This is a genomic window from Flavihumibacter rivuli (assembly GCF_018595685.2).
Taxonomy (GTDB): domain Bacteria; phylum Bacteroidota; class Bacteroidia; order Chitinophagales; family Chitinophagaceae; genus Flavihumibacter; species Flavihumibacter rivuli.
Genome location: NZ_CP092334.1, coordinates 1,143,175 through 1,170,149 on the forward strand (window position 1 = coordinate 1,143,175; position 26,975 = coordinate 1,170,149).

At 48.3% G+C, this 26,975-nt stretch carries 23 protein-coding genes and 1 tRNA gene; 19 read left to right on the forward strand and 5 right to left on the reverse strand.

What is annotated here, in order from left to right:
* Positions 1 to 228: 228 nt before the first annotated feature.
* Both glgB and KJS94_RS05135 read left to right on the forward strand, forming a co-directional pair.
* Positions 229 to 2,178, forward strand: coding sequence for a 1,4-alpha-glucan branching protein GlgB (glgB, locus tag KJS94_RS05130; protein ID WP_214446242.1), 1,950 nt, complete (start codon positions 229 to 231; stop codon positions 2,176 to 2,178).
* A gap of 12 nt (positions 2,179 to 2,190) precedes the next feature.
* Positions 2,191 to 3,216, forward strand: coding sequence for a tetratricopeptide repeat protein (locus KJS94_RS05135; RefSeq protein ID WP_214446243.1), 1,026 nt, complete (start codon positions 2,191 to 2,193; stop codon positions 3,214 to 3,216).
* A gap of 116 nt (positions 3,217 to 3,332) precedes the next feature.
* On the opposite strand, the gene argS is transcribed toward KJS94_RS05135, so the two are convergent.
* Complete coding sequence (argS, locus tag KJS94_RS05140) at positions 3,333 to 5,111, reverse strand: arginine--tRNA ligase (protein ID WP_214446244.1); 1,779 nt, start codon at positions 5,109 to 5,111, stop codon at positions 3,333 to 3,335.
* Between the two features lie 143 nt (positions 5,112 to 5,254).
* Between argS and KJS94_RS05145 the strand changes: the two genes are divergently transcribed.
* From KJS94_RS05145 to KJS94_RS05185, 9 genes are all read left to right on the forward strand, one after another.
* Positions 5,255 to 5,758, forward strand: a complete 504-nt coding sequence (locus tag KJS94_RS05145) for a GtrA family protein (protein WP_214446245.1) — start codon at positions 5,255 to 5,257, stop codon at positions 5,756 to 5,758.
* 139 nt (positions 5,759 to 5,897) lie between these two features.
* The gene (dnaK, locus tag KJS94_RS05150; RefSeq protein ID WP_214446246.1) at positions 5,898 to 7,784 is read left to right on the forward strand and encodes a molecular chaperone DnaK; all 1,887 of its coding nucleotides are present in this window, start codon (positions 5,898 to 5,900) and stop codon (positions 7,782 to 7,784) included.
* 76 nt (positions 7,785 to 7,860) lie between these two features.
* A complete protein-coding gene (locus tag KJS94_RS05155; RefSeq protein ID WP_214446247.1) occupies positions 7,861 to 8,016 on the forward strand; it encodes a hypothetical protein in 156 nt (51 codons plus the stop codon).
* Between the two features lie 167 nt (positions 8,017 to 8,183).
* A complete protein-coding gene (locus KJS94_RS05160) occupies positions 8,184 to 10,874 on the forward strand; it encodes a 4-alpha-glucanotransferase (protein ID WP_214446248.1) in 2,691 nt (896 codons plus the stop codon).
* 82 nt (positions 10,875 to 10,956) lie between these two features.
* The gene (locus KJS94_RS05165; protein WP_214446249.1) at positions 10,957 to 11,973 is read left to right on the forward strand and encodes a mandelate racemase/muconate lactonizing enzyme family protein; all 1,017 of its coding nucleotides are present in this window, start codon (positions 10,957 to 10,959) and stop codon (positions 11,971 to 11,973) included.
* A gap of 46 nt (positions 11,974 to 12,019) precedes the next feature.
* Positions 12,020 to 12,093, forward strand: a tRNA-Pro gene (locus KJS94_RS05170).
* A 254-nt stretch (positions 12,094 to 12,347) separates the two neighbouring features.
* Positions 12,348 to 13,988, forward strand: coding sequence for a hypothetical protein (locus KJS94_RS05175; RefSeq protein WP_214446250.1), 1,641 nt, complete (start codon positions 12,348 to 12,350; stop codon positions 13,986 to 13,988).
* Positions 13,989 to 14,297: 309 nt separating this feature from the next.
* Entirely contained in the window at positions 14,298 to 15,092 is a 795-nt protein-coding gene (locus KJS94_RS05180; RefSeq protein ID WP_214446251.1) for a HipA family kinase, read from the forward strand.
* On the forward strand, positions 15,070 to 15,453 hold the full coding sequence (locus tag KJS94_RS05185) for a DUF3037 domain-containing protein (RefSeq protein ID WP_214446252.1): 384 nt from the start codon (positions 15,070 to 15,072) through the stop codon (positions 15,451 to 15,453). The genes KJS94_RS05180 and KJS94_RS05185 overlap by 23 nt, the downstream gene beginning before the upstream one ends.
* Positions 15,454 to 15,576: 123 nt before the next feature.
* On the opposite strand, the gene KJS94_RS05190 is transcribed toward KJS94_RS05185, so the two are convergent.
* The 3 genes from KJS94_RS05190 to KJS94_RS05200 all read right to left on the reverse strand — a co-directional run bounded on the left by KJS94_RS05190 (position 15,577) and on the right by KJS94_RS05200 (position 17,605).
* A complete protein-coding gene (locus KJS94_RS05190; protein ID WP_214446253.1) occupies positions 15,577 to 16,095 on the reverse strand; it encodes a hypothetical protein in 519 nt (172 codons plus the stop codon).
* A gap of 72 nt (positions 16,096 to 16,167) precedes the next feature.
* The gene (locus KJS94_RS05195; protein ID WP_214446254.1) at positions 16,168 to 17,007 is read right to left on the reverse strand and encodes a chromate resistance protein ChrB domain-containing protein; all 840 of its coding nucleotides are present in this window, start codon (positions 17,005 to 17,007) and stop codon (positions 16,168 to 16,170) included.
* A gap of 253 nt (positions 17,008 to 17,260) precedes the next feature.
* A complete protein-coding gene (locus tag KJS94_RS05200) occupies positions 17,261 to 17,605 on the reverse strand; it encodes a DUF4174 domain-containing protein (protein WP_214446255.1) in 345 nt (114 codons plus the stop codon).
* 124 nt (positions 17,606 to 17,729) lie between these two features.
* Here KJS94_RS05200 and KJS94_RS05205 point away from each other — a divergent pair, with 124 nt between their 5' ends.
* The 3 genes from KJS94_RS05205 to KJS94_RS05215 all read left to right on the forward strand — a co-directional run bounded on the left by KJS94_RS05205 (position 17,730) and on the right by KJS94_RS05215 (position 20,631).
* Positions 17,730 to 18,482, forward strand: a complete 753-nt coding sequence (locus KJS94_RS05205) for an MBL fold metallo-hydrolase (protein WP_214446256.1) — start codon at positions 17,730 to 17,732, stop codon at positions 18,480 to 18,482.
* A 319-nt stretch (positions 18,483 to 18,801) separates the two neighbouring features.
* Positions 18,802 to 19,362, forward strand: a complete 561-nt coding sequence (locus KJS94_RS05210; protein ID WP_214446257.1) for an NADPH-dependent FMN reductase — start codon at positions 18,802 to 18,804, stop codon at positions 19,360 to 19,362.
* A 567-nt stretch (positions 19,363 to 19,929) separates the two neighbouring features.
* Positions 19,930 to 20,631: a hypothetical protein gene (locus KJS94_RS05215; RefSeq protein ID WP_214446258.1), complete on the forward strand. Its 702-nt coding sequence runs from the start codon at positions 19,930 to 19,932 to the stop codon at positions 20,629 to 20,631.
* Between the two features lie 7 nt (positions 20,632 to 20,638).
* Here the strand turns inward: KJS94_RS05215 and KJS94_RS05220 are convergent, their stop codons facing one another.
* A complete protein-coding gene (locus tag KJS94_RS05220; protein ID WP_214446259.1) occupies positions 20,639 to 21,220 on the reverse strand; it encodes a PhnA domain-containing protein in 582 nt (193 codons plus the stop codon).
* A 129-nt stretch (positions 21,221 to 21,349) separates the two neighbouring features.
* Between KJS94_RS05220 and KJS94_RS05225 the strand changes: the two genes are divergently transcribed.
* The 5 genes from KJS94_RS05225 (at position 21,350) to KJS94_RS05245 (ending at position 26,973) form a co-directional block, all read left to right on the forward strand.
* Positions 21,350 to 22,051, forward strand: a complete 702-nt coding sequence (locus tag KJS94_RS05225) for a hypothetical protein (RefSeq protein WP_214446260.1) — start codon at positions 21,350 to 21,352, stop codon at positions 22,049 to 22,051.
* Positions 22,052 to 22,219: 168 nt separating this feature from the next.
* On the forward strand, positions 22,220 to 24,028 hold the full coding sequence (locus KJS94_RS05230; protein ID WP_214446261.1) for a bifunctional metallophosphatase/5'-nucleotidase: 1,809 nt from the start codon (positions 22,220 to 22,222) through the stop codon (positions 24,026 to 24,028).
* Between the two features lie 17 nt (positions 24,029 to 24,045).
* Positions 24,046 to 24,543: a DsrE family protein gene (locus KJS94_RS05235; protein WP_214446262.1), complete on the forward strand. Its 498-nt coding sequence runs from the start codon at positions 24,046 to 24,048 to the stop codon at positions 24,541 to 24,543.
* 94 nt (positions 24,544 to 24,637) lie between these two features.
* Complete coding sequence (locus tag KJS94_RS05240; protein ID WP_214446263.1) at positions 24,638 to 25,660, forward strand: c-type cytochrome; 1,023 nt, start codon at positions 24,638 to 24,640, stop codon at positions 25,658 to 25,660.
* Positions 25,661 to 25,839: 179 nt separating this feature from the next.
* Positions 25,840 to 26,973 carry a baeRF3 domain-containing protein gene (locus tag KJS94_RS05245; RefSeq protein WP_214446264.1) on the forward strand — a complete coding sequence of 378 codons (1,134 nt, stop codon included), beginning with the start codon at positions 25,840 to 25,842 and terminating at the stop codon, positions 26,971 to 26,973.
* Positions 26,974 to 26,975 lie beyond the last annotated feature (2 nt).

Below are 26,975 nucleotides of genomic sequence, written 5' to 3' on the forward strand. Positions count from 1 at the left end.
TCAGGTTTGGTTCAATGGTTAAGTATCCGGTCAAATTGGAAATATTTTTTTGAAAATTGCCTAAGGGAACGTTAAAGAAATGCGGAATACCCTAAATTCCATGTTTACACGTACCAATTTGGGGTAACAGGCGCCGCACTTGATAATTTGAAGCAATGCCTGTTGAATTCCTTAACTTTAAGAAGAACCTGAATCATTATTCCTGACCTAACCACAATTCAATCCAAGATGTCAACAGTCCAGCCATACGAAAAGCAGCATTTCATTGATACCACCCAGAAAGTATGGAACTACAGCTTACTAACGGATGAGGATATCCGAAATTTCCAGAATGGTACCCATTACAGGCTGTATGAGAAATTTGGATCCCATCCGGTGAAGGTCCTGGACAAATGGGGAATGTATTTTGCCGTTTGGGCACCGAACGCTACTTCCGTTTCAGTAAAGGGTAATTTCAACCATTGGAAGGATTTTGAATACGAGCTGCACCCGCGTTGGGACAAGAGTGGGGTATGGGAAGGGTTTATTCCCGGTTTCACCCTCGGCGAAGTGTACAAATACCATATCAAGGGCTTTATGGGTATTGAACTGGACAAGGGTGATCCCTTTGCCAATTTCTGGGAGAAGCGCCCCAACACAGCATCCATAACTTGGGACATGTATTATGAATGGAAGGACGAGAAATGGATGGAGACCCGCAAAAAGCACAATTCCCTGAATGCCCCCTGGAGCGTATATGAGGTGCACCTGGCCAGTTGGATGCGACCCGATAAAAATGATGAGGAAACTTATAATACCTATGACCAGATCGCTGAACGGCTAGTGCCCTATGTAAAGGAAATGGGCTTTACCCATGTGGAACTGATGCCGGTAATGGAACATCCCTTCGACGGCAGCTGGGGCTACCAGGGCATCGGCTATTTTGCGCCAACTTCCCGGTTTGGCTCACCTCAGGATTTCATGGCCATGGTGGATGCCTTCCATGAAGCAGGCATTGGGGTGATCCTCGACTGGGTGCCCTCTCATTTCCCTTATGATTCCCATGGCCTGTTCATGTACGATGGTACGCACACTTATGAGTATGCCGATATGCGTAAGGGATACCACCCCGATTGGAACTCCTATATCTTCAATTACAAGAGGGGGGAAGTGAAGTCCTTCCTGATCAGCAGTGCCAGGTTCTGGCTGGATAAGTTCCATGCCGATGGACTGAGGGTGGATGCCGTTTCCTCCATGCTTAAACTCAACTATTCCCGCAATGAAGGACAGTGGGAACCCAATGAATTCGGCGGTGACGGTAACCTGGAAGCCATCGCCTTCATCAAGGACCTTAACGAGACCATCTTCCGTGATTTCCCGGATGTGCAGACCATTGCGGAGGAAGCCACAGACTGGCCCGGCGTTTCCAAACCCACTTTTGAAGGCGGCCTCGGCTTTGGCATGAAATGGATGATGGGCTGGATGCACGACACCCTCCGCTATTTCAAGAGGGACCCCATTTACAGGCAGTTCCACCAGGATGAGCTGACCTTCAGCATGATGTACTATTATGACGAGAACTTCATGATGCCACTCAGTCATGATGAAGTGGTCCATGGCAAGAGCCCTATGATCTATAAAATGCCCGGGGATGAGTGGCAGAAATTTGCCAACCTGAGACTTCTCTATTCATACATGTTTACCCACCCGGGTGGCAAATTGCTCTTCATGGGCGATGAGTTTGGTACCACCACTGAATGGAACTACAAAAGCGAACTGCCCTGGGAATTATTGCAGTTTGAACCCCATAGCAAACTTAAAGCCTGTGTGGCTGCCCTCTGCCACCTGCTCCGGAATGAACCGGCCATGTACGAAAGACAATTTGAAGCGGGTGGCTTCGAATGGGTGGACCTGAACCATCACCATGAATCAGTGATCGTTTACCGCAGGAAAGGGCATAAGCCCGAAGACGACCTGCTGGTATTGCTGAACATGACCCCAACCGTAAGGCGCGACTGGAAGGTAACCACGTATGGAAAAGATAAATGGCAGGAGATCTTCAATAGTGATGACAAGCAATTCTGGGGAACCGGAGACACCTACAATCCTGAACCTGGCACGAAACTGGTGGATGAAGAAAACGAACTCTATGAAATAACAGTACACCTTCCTGCGTTAGGAGCGGTAGTGTTAAAGTAATTGCGCATAATCATGAAAAAGCTGGTGTTGTTGATCGGAATGGGGCTGGGGCTTTCCCATATGGGCCTGGCCCAGGCAAGTGGTGCGGAGCATTATATCCTCCAGGCAAGGGATGAAATGGCCAGGCAGCGTTACCTTTCCGCGTACGACCTCCTCAAACGTGCAGTTTCCCTTCAGCCCGAAGGCAGGGAAGCCAATCTCGCTTTAGGCCAGGCTTGCTGGGAATTAAGGAAATACCAGGAAAGCAAGACTGCCTACCAAAAAGCCTATGCTTTCGATAAGAAAGATACCCATGTAGTGGCAAGGCTGACCCAATTAAACTATTTCCTCCGGAATTGGCAGGAAGCCATCGATATGGCCAGGTTACAGGAATTGCAGGTACCTGGACATTCCAATGCACTTCTCATCGGAAAAGCCTATTATGAACTGGAAGACTATGGCCAGTCGGTAAAATACCTCAGCAAGGCATGGCAGGAAGACAGTTCCAGGTCTGAAATCCCTTTCCTTGCAGCGCGCTCCTTCGTTGAAATGAGCAATTACAAACGGGCAGCGGGCTGTTATGAACAAGCGCTAGCCTTATCTCCTGAAAAGGCCGAATGGATGTATGAGGCAGGTATGGCTTATGCTGCCGCCAATAACCACCCCAAAGCGATCGAATGGATGGAAAAGGCCGCAGCCAATGGCTATAAACAAAGCAATGATTTCCTTCACAACCTCGGTATGGCTTACCTGGGCAATAAAGAGTTTGACAAAGGCATGGCAAGATTACAGGAATTGTTGCAACGCAAACCGGAAGATATTGAGCTCCTGTATACAGTTGGCGAGACCTATTACCAGGCTAAAAAATATGACGAGGCCATCAATACCTGGGACAGGATTCTGGCGCTTGATAAGACAGAGGCCAATGCGGTTTACATGATCGGCCTGGCCTATATCAAAAAGGGGGAGACCAATAAAGGCAAGTCGCTTTGTGAGAAGGCCATCCAGATGGACCCTGCCCTGGCCAAATTAAGGGAAAAAAAGGAAGGTATCTTTTAGGCTGATACCCGCACAACCCTAAGACCAGGATCCTACACAAAATAACAGAACCTACATGTTCATAAACGAAACGGGCCTCCCGATGGGAAGCCCGTTTCGTTTTTATGTCATACTCATTACATCCTTTCTGGCACCCTGATGCCCAGGAGTTGCATACCGGTAGCAATGACATTGGCTGTCATACCGGCAATGCGCAAACGAAGTTGCTTCTTGTCTTCTGTCTCTGCCTTGGCCACCGAATGTTCTGTATAGAAAGTATTGAAGGTCTTGGCCAGGTGGTACACATAATTGGCCACCATGGAAGGGTCATGCTCAGTGGCAGCCTGCTCAATCACCTGCGGGAATTGCTCCAATGCCACCAAAAGCGCCTTCTCCAAGGGTAATAATCCACTTGCATTCACCTGGTAATGCTCAACCGGTTGCTCCTTGCGCAGGATGCTCTTGATCCTGGCATGGGTATACTGGATAAAGGGTCCGGTATAGCCATGGAAATCGATGGACTCTTCCGGGTTGAAGATCATCTTCTTCCTTGGGTCAACCCTTAACAGGTAGAACTTTAAAGCACCCAGGCCGATGGTATTGTAGAGTTCAACCAGTTCTGCTTCGCTGAAATCTTTCACCTTTCCTAATTCCCTTGTATGCTGGGCAGAGATATTGATCATCTCATCCACCAGGTCGTCCGCATCCACTACTGTACCCTCACGGCTCTTCATCTTTCCGGTCGGCAGTTCCACCATGCCATAGGAGAGGTGGTAAATACCGTCTGCCTTGGGCAGGCCGAGTTTTTCACTGATCAGCTTCAGGACCTTCATGTGGTAGTTCTGCTCATCACCGATCACATAGATGCTCTGCTCCATCCCATACTCATTGTACTTCTGCTGGGCAAGTCCAATGTCCTGGGTGATATAAACCGAAGTGCCATCCTTACGCTGCACCAGCTTCTCATCCAAGCCATCCGCTGTCAGGTCGATCCACACACTACCATCATCCTTCTTATAAAAGACACCTTTTGCCAGGCCTTCCTGCACCGTTTCCTTTCCCAGCAGGTAGGTATCACTTTCGTAATAGGTCTTATCGAAATCACTGCCGATGCGCTGGTAGGTGGCATCAAAGCCGGCATATACCCAACCGTTCATGCGCTTCCACAAGTCGATCACTTCGGGCTTGCCTGCTTCCCAATCCACCAGCATCTGCTGGGTGGCCTTCATGATGGGTGCTTCCTTCTCAGCCATGTCCTTGCTCATGCCACCGGCTACCAGTTCCTCCACTTCTGCCTTATAGGCATCGTTGAACTTCACATAATAGTCACCCACGAAATGGTCACCCTTTATACCGGTTGATTCAGGCGTGGCGCCATTGGCAAAGCGCTGCCAGGCGATCATGCTCTTACAGATATGGATGCCGCGGTCGTTCACGATACAACTCTTGATCACCTCAAAGCCGTTGGCCTTTAAGATCTCCGCGATACTCCAGCCCAGGAAATTATTCCGCAGGTGGCCCAGGTGCAGGGGCTTGTTGGTATTGGGGGAAGAGTACTCCACCATCACTTTCCTGCCCGTTGATGGACGCTTCCCAAAATCGGCCTTATTATAGTTTTCCTTCACAAGACCGGTCCAGTAGCTGTCCGCCACCACCAGGTTCAGGAAACCCTTGATCACATTGAAGCCAACAAACAGTTCCGGGGAGCGCTTCACCAGGTGTTCACCCAGCTCGGTTCCCAACCCCTCGGGGGATTTCTTCAGCGCTTTCACCAGGCCAAACAGCACCACGGTATAATCCCCTTCAAACTCGGGCTTGGTCTGGTTGATCTGGAACCCTGACTGCTCACCCAAATCCGGGTAAAGTTCTTTCAACGATGCTTTTACTGCTTCCTGTATCTGTAATGTGATCGACATAATGATTGATAATGAGCGCAAAAATAGGAAAGGGGAGGGAGAATTCCGGCAGGGCAGGGCCCGGAACCTATTGGCATCATTTAACAAGGCGCTATTGCCTTCCCAAAGGCATCAATTTGAAATCCGGTTATCTTTGCAGCCGCATGATTCAATGGATAGCCAATACCATCACGGCCATAATCGATATCTTTTATCCGCCGTTCCGTAAATTCATTCCCCAGCAAACCTTCCGTTACCTGGCCTGCGGGGGCGGCAATACCGTTCTGGATATCCTCATCTACTTCATTTCCTACAATTTCATTCTTGAGAAGCAGGTGGTGCATTGGGGCAGTATCGCCATCAGCCCGCATATTATGGCCTTCATTATGGCCTTCGCCGTGAGCTTCCCCATGGGCTTTTTCCTGATGAGCAATGTGGTCTTCCATGATTCCACCCTGCGGGGAAGGGTCCAGTTGTTCCGTTACCTCTTGTTAGTGGCCGTTTGCATTTTCCTGAACTATATCTTCATCAAACTCTTTGTAGAACAGTTCGGCATTTACCCCACTATTGCCAAGATGCTGACCACGGTGATCGTGGTGGCCTTCAGCTACCTCAGCCAGAAGAACTTCACTTTCAAGAAGGAAGTTGCAGGAAAGCTTGACAGGTAAACCGCCGGAAAAATCCTGGTTTTGTCAGGCCACAGTACCCCAGACTGCCATTTCTGCCATTTTTTCACCCTTTTTACCGCTTGGCATATTGATTGACAATCAAAAGGGTAAACATTTACACAAAAGGAAAATTTAGCATATGGGAAAGATTATCGGTATCGACCTGGGAACTACGAACAGTTGCGTGTCCGTAATGGAGGGCAATGAGCCTGTTGTGATCGCCAACGATGAAGGCCGCCGTACCACGCCTTCAGTCGTAGCATTCCTGAAGAATGGAGAACGCAAAGTAGGTGACCCGGCCAAACGCCAGGCGATCACCAACCCCCACAACACCATCATGTCGGTGAAGCGCTTCATGGGCCGCCGCTTTGATGAAGTAACAGAAGAGATCAGCCATTGGAGCTATAAGGTTGCCAAGGGCGATAACAATACCGTGCGCATTGACATTGACGGTCGTTTGTACACCCCGCAGGAGATCAGTGCCATGATCCTGCAGAAGATGAAGAAGACTGCAGAAGATTACCTGGGACAGGAAGTGACCGAAGCGGTGATCACCGTTCCGGCCTATTTCAACGATGCCCAGCGCCAGGCTACCAAGGAAGCTGGTGAGATCGCCGGCCTGACCGTTCGCCGTATCGTGAACGAACCTACAGCAGCCGCATTGGCATACGGCATGGACAAGAAAGGTAAGGACCAGAAGATCGCCGTATTCGATCTTGGCGGTGGTACCTTTGATATCTCCATCCTGGAACTGGGTGATGGCGTATTCGAAGTGAAGAGCACCAATGGGGATACCCACCTGGGTGGTGACGATTTCGACAAGGTGATCATGGACTGGCTGGCAGAAGAGTTCAGGGCCGATGAAAATGTGGACCTCCGTAAAGACCCTATGGCCCTGCAGCGCCTGAAGGAAGCTGCTGAAAAGGCCAAGATCGAATTGTCCTCTTCTTCCGAAACAGAGATCAACCTTCCCTATATTACTGCCGTTGACGGCGTGCCCAAGCACCTGGTGAAGAAACTGACCCGTGCCAAGTTCGAGCAGCTGGCAGACAACCTGTTCGAACGCTGCCTGAAGCCTTGTGAACAGGCCCTGAAGGATGCCGGCATGAGCGCATCACAAGTAGATGAAGTGATCCTGGTGGGTGGTTCTACCCGTATCCCCAAGGTTCAGGAGATCGTAGAGAAGTTCTTTGGCAAGAAGCCCAACCGCGGTGTTAACCCTGATGAAGTGGTAGCCATTGGCGCCGGTATCCAGGGTGCCGTATTGACCGGTGAAGTGAAGGATGTATTGTTGCTCGACGTTACCCCGCTGAGCCTGGGTATCGAAACCATGGGTGGCGTAATGACCCGCCTGATCGATTCCAACACTACGATCCCTACCCGTAAGTCAGAAGTGTTCTCTACTGCCAGCGATAACCAGCCTGGCGTTCAGATCCATGTACTGCAGGGAGAGCGCCCCATGGCCAGCCAGAACAAGAGCCTGGGTATGTTCAACCTCGATGGTATCCCACCCGCTCCGCGCGGTGTTCCCCAGATCGAAGTGATCTTCGATATCGATGCCAACGGTATACTGCATGTAACCGCTAAGGACAAGGGAACCGGTAAGGAACAAAAGATCCGCATTGAAGCAGGTTCCGGCCTCACCAAGGAAGAGATCGAAAAAATGAAGGCAGAGGCCAAGGCCAATGAAGCTACGGATAAAGAAGCCCGTGAGCGCGTAGAGAAGATCAACCAGGCCGACAGCCTGATCTTCCAAACCGAAAAGCAGCTGAAGGAGTTTGGTGACAAGATCCCTGCCGATAAGAAAGCGCCGATCGAAGCCGCCCTGGGTAAGTTGAAAGACGCCCACAAGGCACAGGATATCGCCGCTATCGATGCCGCCCTGGCAGAAATGAACAATGCCTGGACCGCCGCTTCAGAGGAGATCTACAAGGCCCAGCAGTCAGGTGCACAGCCCGGTGCCGGTGCTGAAGGCTCCAATGCCGGTGAAAATGTGGCAGATGCCGAATTCGAAGAAGTGAAGTAAATTTTCAAAATAAAAAGGGGACCAAGTTGTCCCCTTTTTCATTTTCTGCTATTTTTGCCACAAATTTTTCAAAGGCATGGAAACACAAAAAAAGAATACAGGACTCTGGTGGTTGGGTTTCTTCGTATCTACCGCCGCTTTATTGGCTGCTATTTACCTGCATTGGGAATACCTGACCATGATCATTCCTTTCGTTTGCACCAGCTTCGTTAAGGCAATGGATATCATTTAATGCAACGCTGAAAAGCTTCTCATACAGCCCTCGCTTCAACGCGGGGGCTTTTGTTTTGAACACTGTTCCTGCTGCCCTAAAAATTTCAAAAATTCCACTGCTTTGCGTATTTTGTACACAAATCTTAAAATTCCATTATTTTCGCCGCACCCAAAACAACGATTGTCATGAGGATCCACTTCTATTTGCGCTTTCATACCAATTTTGGCCAGCAACTCCAGGTGACCGGTAATATCCCGGCACTGGGATCTGATACCCAAACGCCATTTTCCCTTAGCTACCTGAATGATGAGTTCTGGCATGGAAGCATAGAAGTTGATCCGGTACAACAGGAAAGCATCAACTACCAATACCAGCTGGTAAATGCCGATGGTACCATCATCAGGGAATGGGGCAATGACAGGGTCATTAACACCCTTTCCGGCCGCTTTGAAGAGATCCAGGTAGTGGACACCTGGAACCATGCCGGCGAATATGAAAATGCATTCTATACCGCACCTTTCCTGGAAAGCTTATTGCCTTCCCACAACAATAAGAAGGTGAAGCATCCCAAACAATACACCCATATTTTCCGGGTGAAAGCACCATTGCTGCACAAGAATGAAGTGCTCTGCCTGGTAGGCAACCATGTTGACCTGGGGGAATGGTCAACCGATAAACCCGTCCTGTTGCAGGCAGAAGGCAACTGGTGGACAGTGGCGCTTAACCTGCCGAAAGAAGGTTTCCCGCTGCAATACAAGTATGGCATCTACAATACCAATAAGAAGTCCTTTGTACGTTTCGAAGACCATAACAACCGGGTATTGTATGGTGATGCCATGCAACATAAACTGACCATTGTACACGATGGTTTCGCCCACCTTCCCAATAACAGCTGGAAAGGGGCTGGCATTGCCATCCCGGTATTCAGCCTCCGCACCAGCAAAAGCTTTGGGGTAGGGGAGTTCAACGACCTGGAAGCCCTCGTTGATTGGGCGCGTACGGTAGGCATGAAAATGATCCAGATCCTCCCGGTGAATGATACCACAGCCACCCATACCTGGAGCGACTCCTATCCCTATGCCGCCATTTCGGCCTTTGCCCTGCATCCCATCTATGTGAACCTGGAGAAGGTAGCCGGCAAGAAGCAATCGGCCCTGATCAAGCCACTGAAGAAAAAACAGAAACTGCTGAATGAATTGGCAGAAGTGGACTATGATGAAGTGATGAAGTTCAAGCTGTCGGTCCTGATGGAACTCTTCCTCGCCCAGAAAGATGAGTTGCAGGAAGACGAAGCTTACCAGGAATTCTTTAAGAAGAACAGGCATTGGCTGGTACCCTATGCCGCCTTTTGCTACCTGCGCGACAAACACAATACAGCTGATTTCACCCAATGGAAACAGCATAGCGAATATGATGCAGCAGCCATTGAGAAATTCGTATCACCGAGGCTAAAGCACCACGACCAGATCCTTTTCCATTACTATGTTCAATACCACCTGCATTGCCAGCTGAAGGATGCTACAGCCTATGCCCATAAGCATGGCATCATAGTGAAGGGTGATATCCCAATTGGCATCTACCGTTATAGTTGCGATGCCTGGATGGCTCCTGGCTTGTACAATATGGACCAGCAGGCCGGTGCACCGCCGGATGATTTCGCCATCAAGGGCCAGAATTGGGGATTCCCCACCTACAATTGGCAGCGTATGCAGGAAGATGGATTCACCTGGTGGCGCCAGCGCTTTGAGCAGATGAGCGAATACTTTGATGCCTTCCGCATCGACCATATCCTGGGCTTCTTCCGGATCTGGTCCATTCCCCTGCATGCCGTTGAAGGCATTATGGGAAGGTTTGTACCCGCCATCCCTGTTCACATCAATGAATTCCACCAGAATGGCATCTGGTTCGATTACCACCGGTATGCTAAACCCTATATCACTGACCAGATCCTTTGGGACATTTTCCATGTTTCCTCCAGCTATGTAAAGGAGACCTTCCTGACCGAAGCAGGCTTTGGACAGTATGCCTTCACTGAAGCCTTCAATACCCAGCGCAAGGTGGAGCAGTATTTTGCGACCCTTGAAGCCAATGACCACAACCAGTGGCTGAAGCAGGGACTGTTCGACCTGCACAGCAATGTGATCCTTTTTGAAGAGGAGGGAAGCAAGGGCCTCCAGTTCCATTTCCGTTTCGGTATGGAGCAGACCCGTTCTTTCCAGTCGCTCGAATGGAATACCCAGCAGCAGTTGAAGGATCTTTACGTGAATTATTTCTTCCGTCGCCAGGATGATTTCTGGATGAAGGAAGCCATGAAGAAACTCCCGGCACTGAAGGCTTCCACCAATATGCTGATCTGCGGGGAAGACCTTGGCATGGTACCGCATTGCGTACCGGATGTGATGAAGCAGTTGGGCATCCTGAGCCTGGAGATCCAGCGCATGCCGAAAGATCCCAAACGCGAATTCTTCCACCCGAATGATGCACCTTACCTGTCCGTAGTTACCCCATCTACCCATGACATGAGCACAGTGCGTGGCTGGTGGGAAGAAGACAGGGAGAAAACCCAGCGTTTCTTCAATAATGAGTTGGGACAATGGGGCGATGCACCGGCCTTCTGTGAGGCCTGGATCAATAAGGCCATCCTGATCCAGCACATCTATTCTCCTGCCATGTGGTGCGTTTTCCAGATCCAGGATATACTGGGCATGGAAGAGAAACTGCGCAGGGATAACCCGCATGATGAGCGCATCAATATTCCCGCCAATCCAAAGCATTACTGGCGTTACCGCATGCATATCAGCCTGGAAGACCTGGCCCGCGAAAAAGCCTTCAACCACGAGTTGAAAGAATACCTGCATGCCGGCGGAAGATGCTAAAACAGAAAGATACCCTCACCATAAAATCCCCACTATAGCGTGGGGATTTTTTATTGCCGTCCAAATTCGTTTCTTTGCCGCCATGCAAGTACGATCATTCATCAGGGAGCTCCCATTTATCCATCCCTTCACCATATCCAAGGGTACCAAGACCCACCAACCCACTTTTATCGTTGAGCTGGATTTCAACGGCATCAAAGGCTACGGTGAGGCGCCAGCCATTACCTACTATAATATCCCGGTAGAGAAGATGGAGGCCGACCTGAATGCCCGCAAACAGCTGGTGGAGAAATATGCCTTCAACGGCCCGGAGCGCTATTGGCATTACCTGCACCATATGTATCCCAATAATGGTTTCCTGGTTTGTGCATTGGACATAGCAGCCTGGGACATCTATGGCAAGCTAACCCGCAAGCCGCTGTACCAGCTCTTCAATGCCGACCCGGCCAAAATGCCCATGACCGACTATACCATTGGCATCGACAGCACCGATAAGATGATCGAAAAGATGCAGGAAAAACCCTGGCCCATTTACAAGATCAAGTTGGGTACGGACCGGGATATCGCCATCCTGGAAGCCTTGCGTAAACATACCCAGGTACCGTTGCGCATTGATGCCAATGCTGCCTGGAGCAAGGAGGAAGCCCTGGAGAAGATCCAGGCCTTTGCCAGCCTGAACGTGGAATATGTGGAGCAGCCACTGGCCAAGGACGATTGGGAAGGCATGCGCTGGCTGGTGGAGCGGTCGCCGCTGCCGCTGATCGCCGACGAGAGCTGCGTGTTTGAACAGGATGTGACCAAATGCGACGGGCATTTCCATGGCATCAATATCAAGCTGACCAAATGTACCGGCATCACCCCGGCCCTGAGGATGATAACGGAAGCGCGCAAACGAAATATGAAGGTGATGCTGGGCTGTATGAACGAAAGCACTATTGGCTCAGCCGCCCTGGTGCACCTGGCGCCCCTGGCCGATTACCTGGATGTGGATGGTCCCTTGTTGCTGGCTGAGGACCTGGCCACCGGCCTGCACTATGATTTTGGCAAAGTGGCCTTACCGGAAGGACCCGGCCTCGGCATTACCATACAACCCCTCTGATATTTGTTGGAAATAAACCGCATTTTTATATTTGCACCTCCATCCACGGGATGTAGCGCAGCCCGGTAGCGCGCTTCGTTCGGGACGAAGAGGTCGCTGGTTCGAATCCAGTCATCCCGACCCCGCCCGCCTTAGCTTCAGCGAAGGCGGGCTTTTATTTGCAGTCATCCCAACACCTCACTCCCAAACTTTATTGGCCGAAATGGTACTGGTTTGATCCATTCAATGATAGCCCAATTCATACCCAATCATTCGATAAATACTTCCTTGTCCTTATCAATGAAGAGGCCTTTGTTTTCTTACATTAAAATTTCCCACCCATTAAGAATAGTCAATATATTACTCTATTTTCAAGATCCTTAAACGCTAATTCTATGAGATTTTTGACCTGCCTGGCAGTTACCCTGGTGTATTGCTGGAATTCCTTTGGGCAAATTGCCAGTATTGAATTGTCCAATGATTTCAGGATCGGCGAGACCGAATACAAAGACCAGACGGTGAGTAATGCGGTGTTCCAGCAAAACCATTTTTATACCGTTTCCAATTCGGGTGCACCTGGTGGCAAATGGCTGTTCACTAAACTGTATGACCTGAAGTACAAGGTAACCCTTTCGAAATTCGACCGGGATATGAACAGGCTGAAGGAATTCAAATTGGGAAATGGTGACCAGAAATACGGTCCCCTGATGCCCGAATTGTTCCTCTTCAACAAACAAATGATCCTTGCCTATTTTGAAAGCAGCAACAATACTTCCTTTGACCTCTACCTTTCAGTGGTAGATGAGAACGACCTCAGTTTAACCAGTCCTAAAAAGATCTGCAGTATCCAGCAAGAGAACCTTGGCATCATGAAAGTGGAGTCCATACTTTCCGGCGGACTGGTCCAATTCACTACCTCACCCGATGATTCCAAACTGCTGGTGGTGGCGAAGGGTTCTGGCAATAAGGTGCAGACCATCATCCTCAACAAGAACCTGGAACAGCTAAGGCAGGCAAGTTTCCAGGCGGGTTTGCCATCCTTCCTGATCGAATCGATGGTGCTGACAAACGATGAAAAAACTTGCCTGACCATAAGTTCCGATGACGCTACCCGCATCATCGCCATTAACCAGGAAGGCAAGAAAACTGAAATGGCTTTTAATGCAGCGGGGAACCTGAAACCCTATTATACCAAGGCAAAACTGGCGCGCAACGGGAATTCCATTATCATCTATTCTACCACTTCGCCCAATGACCAGGAAGTTGCCTGGTGCAATGGCTTGCTGATTGCGCAATTGGACCTGGCCAGCTTTAAGTTATCAAAGCCCAATGCTTACGAGTTCCCAGTGGAGTTCATCCAGGCCATTGCCAAACAGGGTGGGGGAGAGAAGATAAAGAAAGAACATGTGCTGTATAATTTTGAACCCAACCTCCTGCAGTTGGACAATGGCACCATTGCTATTACGGGAAGCCCGGAAGCATCCAGCACCACCACTGCTTCATCAGCACCCAATAGCAATAACCAAAGCCATATGGTGGCCACCACCACTGTTATCGTAGGGCCAGTGTTGGTTTTTTATCCCAATCCCAATGGGAATACATTCGACCATATTTCCCTTCCCAGGAAGATCGTGTATTCCAGGCGGGCAAGGAGTGGATCAGGATCCATCCAGATGGTGCAATCACCTTCCATTTCCATTTCTTCCTCCGGCTATATCAGTTCCGTCCGAGGTAATGAGATCATCCTTCTCTACAATGACAATGAATCCAATTTGCAGCGTGCTGAAGGGGAGAAGACCGTTACCACCAAATCAGCTGGTGACCTTTCCTTGGCGGAAGCCTTCATCAACCAGGATAAGCAACTGGCCCATCGAAAACTGGTCAGCGAAAGCCAGAAGGGCAGGTCATCTTACTATTTGGGCAATACGGTCCAGAATTCCACAGCTGCCATTGTATTCCCCATAGCCAAGGAAGGACAGGGATTCAATTCGCGGAAAACCTTTTATACCAATTGGTGCTTCCTGAAGTTGAATTGATGAGGCCAGGATTTTCGTGTTATCGCCATCAACTCATGAACGAAAGTCATTCACAACGTTTATCGCTTAACTTAAATTTTTTACCTCAGCGGGGTCTCTCGTAGAGGACCCCGATGCACCTTCATCCTACTATTCATCAGGGTCCCCTCCGGGAGACCCTGATGGGGTAAGATCGAAAGTCTTTGTATCCGACGGTCCCTGCAGTATATTTTTCCTCAGCGGGGTCTCCCGAAGGGGACCCCGATGAACTACCATCTTACTATCCGTTGTTTCCTTTATCCAACCCGAAATACTTTACTTTGCAGGAACATGCCTTCAGTACCACCAGACATACGTACGGTTGCGGTTACCCGTTATGTGACGCCCCTGCGCGAAGGCGGCTCCCTGCCGGCCATTGCGGAAGCGGATGATGGCTTTTTGTATGTATTGAAATTCAGGGGGGCAGGCCAGGGCATTAAGTCCCTGATCGCTGAACTGATAGGAGGGGAGGTGGCCCGTGCCCTTGGACTGAAAGTGCCGGAGATCGTCTTTGCCGTGGTAGATGAGGCCTTTGGCCGGACGGAGCCCGATGAGGAGATCCAGGACCTGCTGAAGGCCAGTGTAGGCAGGAACCTTGGGCTGCATTACCTGTCCGGCTCCATCACCTATGATCCTGCCGTATCCAAGGTAGACCCCTTGCTCGCTTCCAAAGTGGTATGGCTCGATGCCTTACTGACCAATGTGGACCGTACCTGCAGGAATACGAATATGCTGATGTGGAACAGGGAACTATGGCTTATAGATCATGGAGCATCGCTCTATTTCCACCACAGTTGGGACAACTGGAAGGAACAATCGCAGAAACCCTTTACACCCATCAAGGATCATGTACTCCTGCCATTGGCAACAGAACTGGCCACCGTGCAGGAACAATTCCCTGACATTCTAACGCCAACGGTCATCCGAAATATTGTTAGCCTGGTTCCCGATGAATGGTTGGCCCTTTCTGCCGGGGAAGCGGTTGCCGAACACCGGGAAATATATGCGCAGTTTTTGATCAACCGGGTAGCACATGCCCCTATTTTTGTCGAAGAAGCCCAGCATGCAAGATCAAGGATTATTTGAATACGCGGTGATCCGCGTGGTACCGAAAGTAGAACGGGAAGAATTCTTCAACGTTGGGGTGATCCTTTTCGCCAAAAAGAAGAAATTCCTGGGTATCCGCTATGCACTGGATCCCCGCAAGCTGGAAGCCTTCAATGCAGCAGTTGAAAGTGAGGATATTGAACAATACCTGAAGGGATTCGAACATATCTGCCAGGGGGCAGCTTCAGGCGGCCCCATTGCCAAACTGGACCAGCCTTCCCGCTTCCGCTGGCTGACCGCCGCCAGGAGCACCATCATCCAATGTTCCAAAGTCCATCCGGGTTTTTGCAATGACCCGGCGGAAGCATTGGAAAAATTATTCCAATCGCTTGTAGGTTGATGCCCATCCAGGTTGTTGATTCACAGTCTCATGAATGACAATTGACAAAGGCTTCAAATGGAAATCACTCGAGTTTATTTATGGTTGTCACCCACAACCTATCTGGTTTACAAGGCCCACTCTTCAAAATGAAACACCGAATTGAAACCCTATCGTAAAGGAAAAAGCATGGGAATTGCCGAATCTCATAGGAAGTGGCATGGCCACAAAGTAGGAACTGTGTTTGTTCTTTTTAACTACCTTATTGATCACTGGGGTGGCGCCAAACCTTCCTGAAGTTTCAAAAGCCAGTCGACCCGCCAGGGTCCAGCCTTTTCCCAAAGCAAACAGGACACCTGGATGGAAAAGAAAATTGCTCATTCTGCTGCCTGTACTATCAGCCCTGACAAAGGGCACAAACTCAACCGAAAATCCAACCTTACTGCTCTTCCACAAATTGATACCGGTCGGCAGGCCAACCAGGTAATAATTATCGAAATTGAAAGTCGACTTTCCCTCACTAAAACCCACTATTGGATGCAGAATGCCAACATAGCCGGCAACCCGGGGATAAGTAACTGTATTCGACTGCCCATTAGCAAGCATGACCATCCCACCAAACATGAGTACAACCAATACAACCTTCCTGATAGCTTTACACATTGCTTTTTTTAGCCAATACTACATGGCCCGTATCTATCCAAATAGAACAGGCATTACCAGGATGTACAAAAATTACTTTTTGAGTAAATTTTTCCTGAAGGCTGAGGGAGTCTGGTTCGTTATTTTCCTGAATATCCTGTAAAAATGGCTTTGATCCGAAAACCCTGTCAGGTAGGCAATATCCGTCAAACTATTGCCCGGGTCTTTCATCAGTTCAATGGCTTTTTCAATCCTCAATTTCCGGACATATTCCCCAAATGAAAGGTTATCAAAATGCCTTGAAAACTCACGCGACAAATAGGAAGCATTAATATCCAGGTCCCTGGAAAGCTCTTTCAACGTAAGGGAACTGTCGATCTGGTCCTGGATGAGTTCCCTGAGTTCCTTCACCCATGCAGGTGTTCTACCGCCCGAGCCCCCAGACTGCTTCATGCATTTGTTCAAGACATCAATCAGCCTGTCTTCAAATGGTTGTTGGGTATGGGCTTCCAGGTATAAATGACTGGCCCAACTATACAAGGCATCATAAATTACCAGGCCAATTTCAAGCAACTCATGGTCAGAGGTATGATTATAGGAGAGTCCGGCAGATATGGCCCAAAGGCCAGCGGCCTGGGGCGCCAATTCATGTTTGTCCGTATCAGCCCCACGGATAATGGAAGCCATCCGCTTGATGGCAGGATCTTCTATCCTGTATTTCCGGACAAAATAGTCAAAAGTGCATTCACTTCCATAATGGGTAAATTCAACACCAGGAATATCAAATGGAATGGCACCTATTTGGTCTGCCTTTTCCTGTACTAATTCATAAGGCACATAGAAAAATTCAGCTTCTTTATCAATAAAACGTAAGATCAACCATGGACATGCCAATCGGTCAATCTTCGGCCGCTCCCTTGTAATCCATTTCATAGTTTCAACTATTCACTTCTACTGATGGGTAAAAAATCGGGAAATTTCCCCTTGCCGACTCCCCACATTAAGGCGTCATCCTTCGCGCAAAGCAAGATACCCCATCAATGATATCATAATAATTAATTGCTCAATAATTAAAAGCCCCCTTTAAAGCCAATGCGAGGATATTTACCTCAGTCTTTTAAAAAATGCCTTCCCCCAGGCTTAACTGGTTAAGGCTAAAGGGGCTAACTTCCATGAACATGCAAACCTATTGGCCCTTCTTTTTCCGCTTCATTTCCTGCTTCCGCATGGGCATGGCATCAATGATAGCCATTAACGCCTTCGGTTGAACCAGGGAATCGGACCGGTACTTTTCCCCGCCGTCCTTCCCGATAAGGATTACCGTAAAAGCATTATTCCTTACCTCGTAGCGTCCGTAGAGGGAATCACCAGGCTCAACCGTCCTGACCAGCAAGTCCCTTTCTTTCCAGGCCTGCTGATGGGGTTCAAGGATCGATAACTGCTGCCTGACCATTGCCGGTTGGCCATCCTTACCGAAAACATACAAGATGCGCTGGGCAGGATCCCGGGAACCCGCCAGTAGTAAGGACATGCAGATCAATTGAAGCAAAATGGACATGTTTATATAAACCCTAGAGTGGTAAAAAGTTCAGGTACTGTACAATTGAACAATCGTTTTAAATATTGGTTAGATTAGCCATTAAATTATCATTACTATGCCCTGGAAAAATCTCCTGCTCCCCCTATTGACCCACCTGGTTGTCTGTTTCGCGTATGCACAGGTGGATGAGTTTCCCACCAGCAAGGGCACGCTCTACATCCATCCTGTTTACCATGGTTCCCTGTGGATGGAATGGGACAATAGGAAGATCGCCATTGATCCTTATGGCGGTATAGAGCGGTATGCAGCCATGGGCAGGCCTGACCTTGTTTTCATCACCGATATCCATGGCGACCATATGGACAGCAGCACCCTGGTTAAAATGGATCTTTCCGGTACCATCATCATAGCACCGCAAGCAGTGAAGGATAGGATCAGCACTTACCTGCCTTCCACTACCCGGATCGAAGTGATTGGCAATGGAGGTAAATCATCCTTCAAGGGAGTTGATGTTCTTGCCTTACCCATGTATAATTTACCGGATACCCCGGGGGTACGCCATCCAAAGGGGAGGGGCAATGGTTATGTGTTGAACCTTGGCGGCAAGCAGGTATATATCTCCGGTGATACGGAAGACATCCCGGAGATGCGCGCACTTAAAGGGATCGATATCGCCTTTGTTTGCATGAACAAACCCTATACTATGGATATCAACCAGGCGTCCAGTGCTGTACTGGCATTCCAGCCCAAAGTGGTCTATCCCTTTCATTTCCGCCAGCCGGGTGGCTTCAGCGATGTGGAAGCCTTTAGGAAAATGGTTAATGATGGAAACAAGGATATAGAAGTTAAGCTTCGCCAATGGTATTGAACAATCAATTGACATCCGCCATCAGGCCCTCATCCAATCCCGAATTTCAAAACATTCACCAGTTCATCAATATTACCTAACTTACAGTAAGTACTGAAGCCGCCTTTAAACATCGACAAGTAAAACAGCTTACCTGATGAAAGCGTTCCAACAGACTTCGAACCTCGCCTTTTGAGCCCCTAAGCCGCTAAAATTACCCTGAGAACTATTATGCACTGGAAAGAAAATGATGGTCAGAATTGACATGATCACCTAATGTCCGGAAGCATTCGAAGGAAAACTTCAACTTAATTGAAGGAAATACCAGCAAACCCAACATATGCCACACATAGCTATCATATCATCCAGCATCAGGACAGGCAGAATGAGTCACAGGGTCGCATTGTATTTTAAAAACTACCTTGAAACCAATAACCTGGCAAGTGTTGAAATATTGGACCTGAATGAATACCAATTCCCCCTTTTTGAAGAACGTTTACGGTATCAAGAACATCCTTCGCCCGCAATGATTGGTTTCGCGGGTAAAGTAAAGGCAGCGGATGGGATCATAATTGTTACCCCGGAATATAATGGGGGCTATCCTGCCAGCCTGAAAAATGCCATTGATCTTCTTTACAATGAATGGTACAGAAAACCAGTAGCTATCTCAACGGCATCTGATGGTATCTTTGGTGGCTCACAGGTAATTACTTCTTTACAATTTTCACTTTGGAAAATCCGGGCCTGGACAGTGCCGGCCATGTTTCCCGTAATCAAGGTCCAGGAAACATTTGACGAAAATGGTCACCCCACTGACAAACAGGAAACCGATAAAAGGGCATCGGTTTTTATTAATGAACTGCTTTGGTGTATAACGGCCAAAAACAAGATGCTTGAATAAAGCATGGGCAGTTTCCAAGGTTGAGTTTTTTTTATGAGTCTTACTTCTTCTTCCCTGTAGGCAATGCCATCCTGCGGGAATACCTCATGGAACCATATTGCCGGCTCGGCAGTATATTCTTTTACCCAACTGTCCCAGGGATAAATTGTGTTGGTCTTGCTTGGTACAAGTCCCCAACTGTACATGGCTACTTTGTACTGCTTGCCGAACTGCAATGGCTCATCGAAAAAACTGCCATTACCACACAGCATTTATTCGGCGCAGATCCCCGGACAACCCAATTGAAGGATTTGTTTCAGTTTCTTTTCAAAAACGGGAGTTAGGTACTGATACTGCCCTTTATCCTTCAAGGCATGTTTTCCCGGAATCTTTATCCAGCCGGTGTTGTGGACATGCGGTTTTGGGTCCTGCTGATAGGGCATGTCGTACAGGAATGCCCTAATAGTGACTGGTTGTCAGGGTATTTACAGGTAAGGTCGATGAATTCATCCTAAAAATCACAAAACCTCCACCATATTACGGAACTTTATTATGCCACAGTTTTGTTAACCACCAAAATCAGCAAGCATGAAAGCATACATCTTCTCTATCATTTTGGTTCTTTATGGACTATGGCCTGATACCTCATTAGCCCAGACTACCGGTGGAATGGTTTTGGAAAAGAAAACAGCCTATGTCGGCCTTCTTCTTTCCTACACCAATAGCACAAAAGAATATGTGGAAGAACTATTCCAGGAATTGAAATATGCCAGGTCTGTACAATTTTCCATCCAAACCGGAGGCGGGTATTTTATAAAGAAGAATACAGCCATCGGACTGGGGCTAGGCATCGAGGGGGAATCATCAGACCAGGAAGCCATCAATGCCATTGGTCCCAATACATTTACCAATAAAAATATCCACAGCTATTTCCTCTCACCATTTATCCGCCATTATTTTGGACTTGGCAAAGCCAATCGCCTTTACTTATTTACCCAAACCGGCTTACAGTTCGGGATCGGTAAGGGGGATGAAACATTGACAACAGGTACAAAGGTTACTACCACTGACATAAAGAAAAACGATTACCGGCTTGCCTTTACACCAGGTATAATTTTAATTGTTGAAAAAGGTTTTGCCTTTGAATTGAATGTTGGGGTATTGGGATTCGACTATGCAAAGGAAACCAGGACAACCCCCGATGAACCGCAAACAGTAATTACAGAAACCAATGTTGACCTTAACATCAACCTGCTCCGTTTAAAACTTGGAATAGCTTATTATTTCTAGCTACCGGCTACCCTTGCTTCCTCACATATTTAGTAAGGATCACGATCACCTGGCCTTCTATCTTGCCTTCGATCTGTTCGGTATTGTTTTCCACCAGCCTTATGTTCTTCACGACCGTACCCATCCTGGCATTAAGGGTGGAGCCTTTCACGTCCAGTGATTTGATCAGGACCACGGAATCACCTTCCTTCAGGATATTACCGTTGCAATCACGGTGAAGCTCAACCGAAGCATCATTCTCATGGTCACCACTGGCCTTGGCCCAGGCAAGGGTTGCATCATCCAGGTACATCATGTCCAGTTGATCAGCCGCCCAGCTTTCCTGTCGCAGCCGGTTCAGCATCCGCCAAGACATCACCTGCACGGCAGGTACTTCACTCCACATGGATTCAGTTAACACTGACCAGTGCTTGCTGTCGAGGGGCTCTTTTTTTTCAATCTGGTCAACGCATTTATGACAGATAAGGATATCAGTATCTGCACTAGCCACAGATTCAGGTCCTACAGTGTAAACATTGGATGCATCCGGGGCCTTGCATAATTCGCACAGGCCGCCACTCCTGGCTTTCAAACGGGATTCTTGACTCATGTCGGTTGTTTTAGGGGCGGCAAAGATACGATTATTAGGAGGGGTACTCATTCCAGGCTTATTCTAAAATTATTCATCGCCTTGTAACATAATTCTATGCTAATGCGTATCACACTCTAAACTTTAACTATGGAAGAAAGGATACACCAACTCGAACGCCAGCTGCGTCGCCAGCAAAAATTGATCTTATTGATGATATTGGTAGCACCAACCCTATTGTTCCTCGCATTCAGGAAAGCACCCAAGGATGATGTGATCCGGACAAGGGGGATCATCGTAGTGGATGATGCAGGAAGGGAACGCATCCTGATCGGGGCACCGGTTCCCTATGCGGCCAACCGTGTCAGGACAGATACGGCCAAAGTAAAAGCCAGCTGGGCCAAAGGCTTCTCACCCCAATACATGGAATGGTACAAGAATTATGACCACTCTGCCAACGGCATGGTCATCCTGGATGAGAACGGATACGACCGACTGGCCCTGGGGAGCAGTGTACCTGATCCCAATACCGGCAAGCGCATCGGCAAATCCACCGGACTCATCATCAACGATGAAAAGGGATTTGAACGATCAGGCTATGGCCTGATCAATGTAGACGGCCAGAACCGAATGGTATTGGGACTTGACCGTTCCAATGGTGCAGAAGGAATCGCCCTGGCCATATTTGAAGACCAGACTGCAGGCCTGATCCTCAATGATCAATCAAAGGACCTCTTTGTAGGAAATGCCGGAAAGGACAATTTCCTGACCGGGATGAAGGACCCATTCTTTGGCATCCTGTTAAAGGACTCTTCCAAAATAAAGTACCACCAGAATATTTCCCTTAAATAACCGCGCGAAAGCATAGGCATTCATCAAAAACCCAGTCCTTAGGATTTTCCCGGGGACTGGGTTTTTCTTACATTCAGGCAAGCGGATTATGCGGCTAAAGTGACAATTATCACCACCGGCAAGTCCGAATATGGCCAAATTGGCTGTTGGATTAAACTAACGAATGCTATGCCAACACGACACCTACCTAAATGTACTTGTCACACCTGCAAGGAAGAAGCCATCAGCCAGGCAGAAAAGGACCTTCATGTTCAACTATCAGAAAACTCAAGGAGGGAATTCCTGCGTAATGCAGGAAGGCTGGGCCTTGGCATAGGCGGTGGACTGGTTTCCTCACCACTCGCTGCTGCGGCCCTCAACAATGATGACAGTGCGTACAAGGGAAAGGCAATGAATGAAAACAAGGCCGTAAAAAATGGGATGGCAGCTATGATCACCCTGCTGCATACGGCAGACATCCATTCCCAGTTGCTTACCCATGATGAGTTCTTCCTCGAAAATGGAAAACCGGTCTATAAAAAGCGCGGGGGATTTGCCACCCTAAAATCCATGATCAATACATTGCGCAACGAGAATCCAGCCAATACCCTGGTGATCGATGGTGGAGACTGTTTCCAAGGTGGCGGTGTGGCCGCATTAAGTGAAGGAAAAGCCATTGTCCCCCTGATCAATAATATTGGTTACGACATTATGCTGCCGGGTAACTGGGAGGTGGTCTATGGCAAGGAAATGATGATGAAGGATATGTTTGCCTACGATGGGGTAAAGGTTTGTGCCAATATGTTCCATGATACCAGGGATGATATGAACGGCGACCTGATCTTCCCGCCCTATTTCGTCAGGCATATTGCCGGGATCAAGATCGGTTTCATTGGTTACAATGACCCGCTTACCCCCAAACGACAATCACCTGCCTATAGCGAAGGCATCAAATTTACTTTCCCGGAAAAGAATGTGGCCAAGTATGTGAAGATCCTAAGGGAATACGAACAATGCGAAATGGTCTTCCTGTTGACCCATATGGGATTGGCACAACAGGTGGGGCTTTCGAATATGTCCCAGGTAAAGGGAGTAGATTATATCCTCGGGGCAGATACCCATGAGCGCGTAAGGCAACCCATCCAGGGCATTCATGCCAAAGTAACAGAGCCGGGGGCCTTTGGGTCATTCGTGGCAAGGCTCGACATTGTTGTAGAGGATGGACAAGTAAAGGATCACAACTACCAGTTGCTGGATGTCGACCCAAGCCGCTATAAGGAAGATGAGGAAATGAAACAGTTGGTAGAGAAGGCCCGTGAACCTTACAAGAAAACATTGGACAGGGTCATCGGCAAAACCAGGACTCCGTTGGTCCGCTACTATGTGATCGAAACCCCGATGGACAATTTCATAACCGATGCCATCATGTGGAAGTTCAAACCCGACATAGCCCTTAGCAACGGATTCCGTTTTTGTCCACCCTTGGTACCGGACCCCAAAACCGGCACAGCAGATATTACCATGGACTTCCTCTGGAGTATGCTTCCGGTTGATAGTGAAGCCAAGAAAGGTATTGTTACAGGAAGACAACTATGGGACTGGATGGAAAAGGAATTGCAGAATGCCTTTGCGAAAGACCCGGCGAAAAGGTTTGGCGGCTGGGTGGTCAGGTTCAAAGGAATGGAGGTAAATTTTACCATAGGCAATGATGCCGGAAAAAGGGTAAATTGGATCAAGGTTGGTGGCAAGCCGGTGGACTTCGACAAAGAGTATAGTTTTGTAGCCTGCGAGCGGGAAGGAGATCCAGATACCACTATATGCAGGGTGGAAGGGGTTAAGGAACCTAAGCGATTGGGCGCAACACTACATAGCGTCATTGAAGAATACCTTGCCATCCATTCGCCCATAGCACCCAAACTGGAAGGCAGGTGTACGGCTACAGATGCGCCATCCACCTTGCTCACCCAATTGATGGGCTTTGGTTATGAATTCCGTTAACACATCAGATTAAGCGTATGTATAAGATCGTATTAACAGCTACAGTCCTGTTGGCCATGATCGGTAAAAAAGTGGCAGATACCAGTAAGGAACCTGAACCCAATCAGTCTGTGCCTTCCCAGCAAAAGGTATCTTCCCAAACAGTGGAAACAGGATCATCGAAAGCCAAACATAAAGTGGTACTTCACCTAACCAGTAATGACACTGCGGTTTGGCGCGGCATGATCAAAAACATCACCAACCTCAAGGCGGGCTGGAAAGATGATGTCCAGATCGAAGTGGTAGCGCATGGACCAGGCATCTATTTCCTGGTGCAGGATAAGACCACGCAACAGGCATCCATTCACGAATTCAGGCAAATGGGCATCAGCTTCATGGGTTGTGAGAATACCTTAAGGGAAAGAAAGATCGACAGGGCCTCACTGGTGCCAGATGCTGGTACCGTTCCAATGGGTATTGGTGAAGTGATCATGAAGCAGGAAGAAGGCTGGAGTTATATCAAGATCACGAATTGACCTGAGTGACCACAGTCACTATCCAGGTTGTTTCTAATTACCAATTTTACAATTGTTAAGGCAAATACTTCTCAAACAACGATTGTACTACATTATGAAACACCTGAAAGAATTCTGGTTTGCATACATTTTGGTCCTGGTCGTTCTGGTCACGATAGTGGTTAAGGTAGCATCAATTGAAAAGCCAAGGGAACTTGTTTTTGCATCAAAAACCCCTGAGGAATGGATGGCTCCCAGCCTCTACCTGGATAATCAATTGAAAGGGGAGGAGCGCGAATTGGTCATCTATGGGGAAGACCTGATTGCGAATACCGCACATTATTTTGGTCCTAACGGCATTATCAAACCCATTACCAATGGCATGAATTGCCAGAACTGTCACCTCGATGCCGGTACAAGGGCATGGGGGAATAACTATGGTGCCGTGGCTTCTACCTACCCTAAATTCCGCGACAGGAGTGGCAGTGTAGAAAGTATTGCCAGGCGGGTCAATGATTGTTTTGAAAGAAGTTTAAACGGATCTGCACTGGATACCAACAGCAGGGAAATGAAAGCCATGGTGACCTATATCAAGTGGCTGGGGAAGGATGTGAAGAAAGGGGAAAAACCATTGGGCTCCGGCATCCGGGAATTGACCTATCTCGACCGGGCAGCCAGTCCCCAAAAAGGTAAGGAAGCATATGCAGTCAAATGCGTGTCCTGCCATGGCGGCAATGGGGAAGGACTAAAGACCCCGGATGGCAATGCCTATGCCTATCCTCCACTTTGGGGGGAGCACAGTTACAATAATGGAGCAGGCCTGTTCAGGCTATCGAGGTTTGCAGGATACATCAGGGATAATATGCCTTTCAACCAGAGCACACACCAGTCGCCGGCATTGACCAATGAGGAAGCCTGGGATGTAGCCGCATATGTCAACTCCCAGCCAAGACCTGCCAAAGACCTTAGTGAAGACTGGCCGGATATTTCCAAAAAGCCCATTGACCATCCCTTTGGCCCCTTTACAGATGGTTTTTCTGAGCAGCAGCATAAGTTTGGTCCATACCAGCCCATCATTGATGCAAGGAATAAACAGGTAAATGAAAAAGAATCTAAAAAATTGTTGGGTGTTAAATAGTAAGAGAAGTTTAGAGGTTTGATAAGCCCTGCAAGTCCTTGCAGGGCTTTTATTGCGACAATCCCTGACCAATATCAAATTTCAGACTGACACCCATCATCGGCTTACCGGGACAGGTGAACTAATTTGTATTAAGATTCTTCTTCCGTCCCCGCCTGTCAACATTCAAATAATCACCAATGACAAAGGAGTCACTACTCGGAGAGAACCTGGTCCAACTCAAGCAGGGACAGGGAAATATTTGTGTATCCATCATCATCCCCACGCATCGTTTCATTCCTGAGCGGCAGGGCGACAGGTCTGTGATGGAAAAGGCCATTGCGGCAGCCAAACTTCAGTTGCACCAGCGGTATGACAAGACAGCCACGGCAGCCATTGAACGATCCATAGAGGCGCTCGCGGAAGGAATTGATTACAATCATAATATGGATGGAATCGGTTTATTTGTCTCCGGGAAAGTGCAGCTATTGGAAAAATTTCATTTTCCCATTGAGGAGAAAGTGCTGGTATCCGATCGCTTTGAGATCAGGGACCTTCTCTACCAGTTGAACTACTCCAAACCCTATTTCCTTTTGATGCTTACCGAAAACGATGCACGCCTCTTTCAAGGCCAGCTGGACCAGCTGGCAGAAGTAAAGGATAATAATTTCCCCAGGGAATATACGGACAGTTATCTATACGAACACCCAAGCAGGAGCAGTTCTTACTCCGGTTATGCTGGCACCAAGGGATTTGAAAAAGACAAGTCATTCATAGAAGCTGAGCGGCATGAAAAATTCTTCCAGTCCATAGACCATATTCTCGATAATTACCTGGTACAGGGGACTGCACTGGTGGTTACTGCTGTTACCAAGGAATTGGCCTGGTACGAAAAGGTAACCCGCCACCAGTCCAATATCATTGGAACTATTGAAGGCAATTACACTTACCAGGACCAGCATATCCTGGCAGGCAAAGCCTGGGACATTTACCGGAACTACCGCAACAGGCAAAAGCAGGACCTCGTAAAGGACTTTGAAGAGAAGATCGGTGAAGGGCATGGATTAGAACAACTGGAGAATGTTTGGGAAGCAGCATGGCAGGGAAGGGGATTAAAACTGTTGGTGGAAAAAGATTTTCGGAAACCCGGTTTTATTGACCCGGTCAACGCTTCAAGGCTTCATTTAAAATCACCTTTGTTTCCACATGAAGTGATCCCTGATGCTGTTGACAAGGTGATTGAAACCGTTTTGGAGAAGAACGGTGAGGTATATTTTGTTGAACAGGACAGCTTAAAAGACCATGGCCATATAGCCCTGATCACCCGATACTAAAT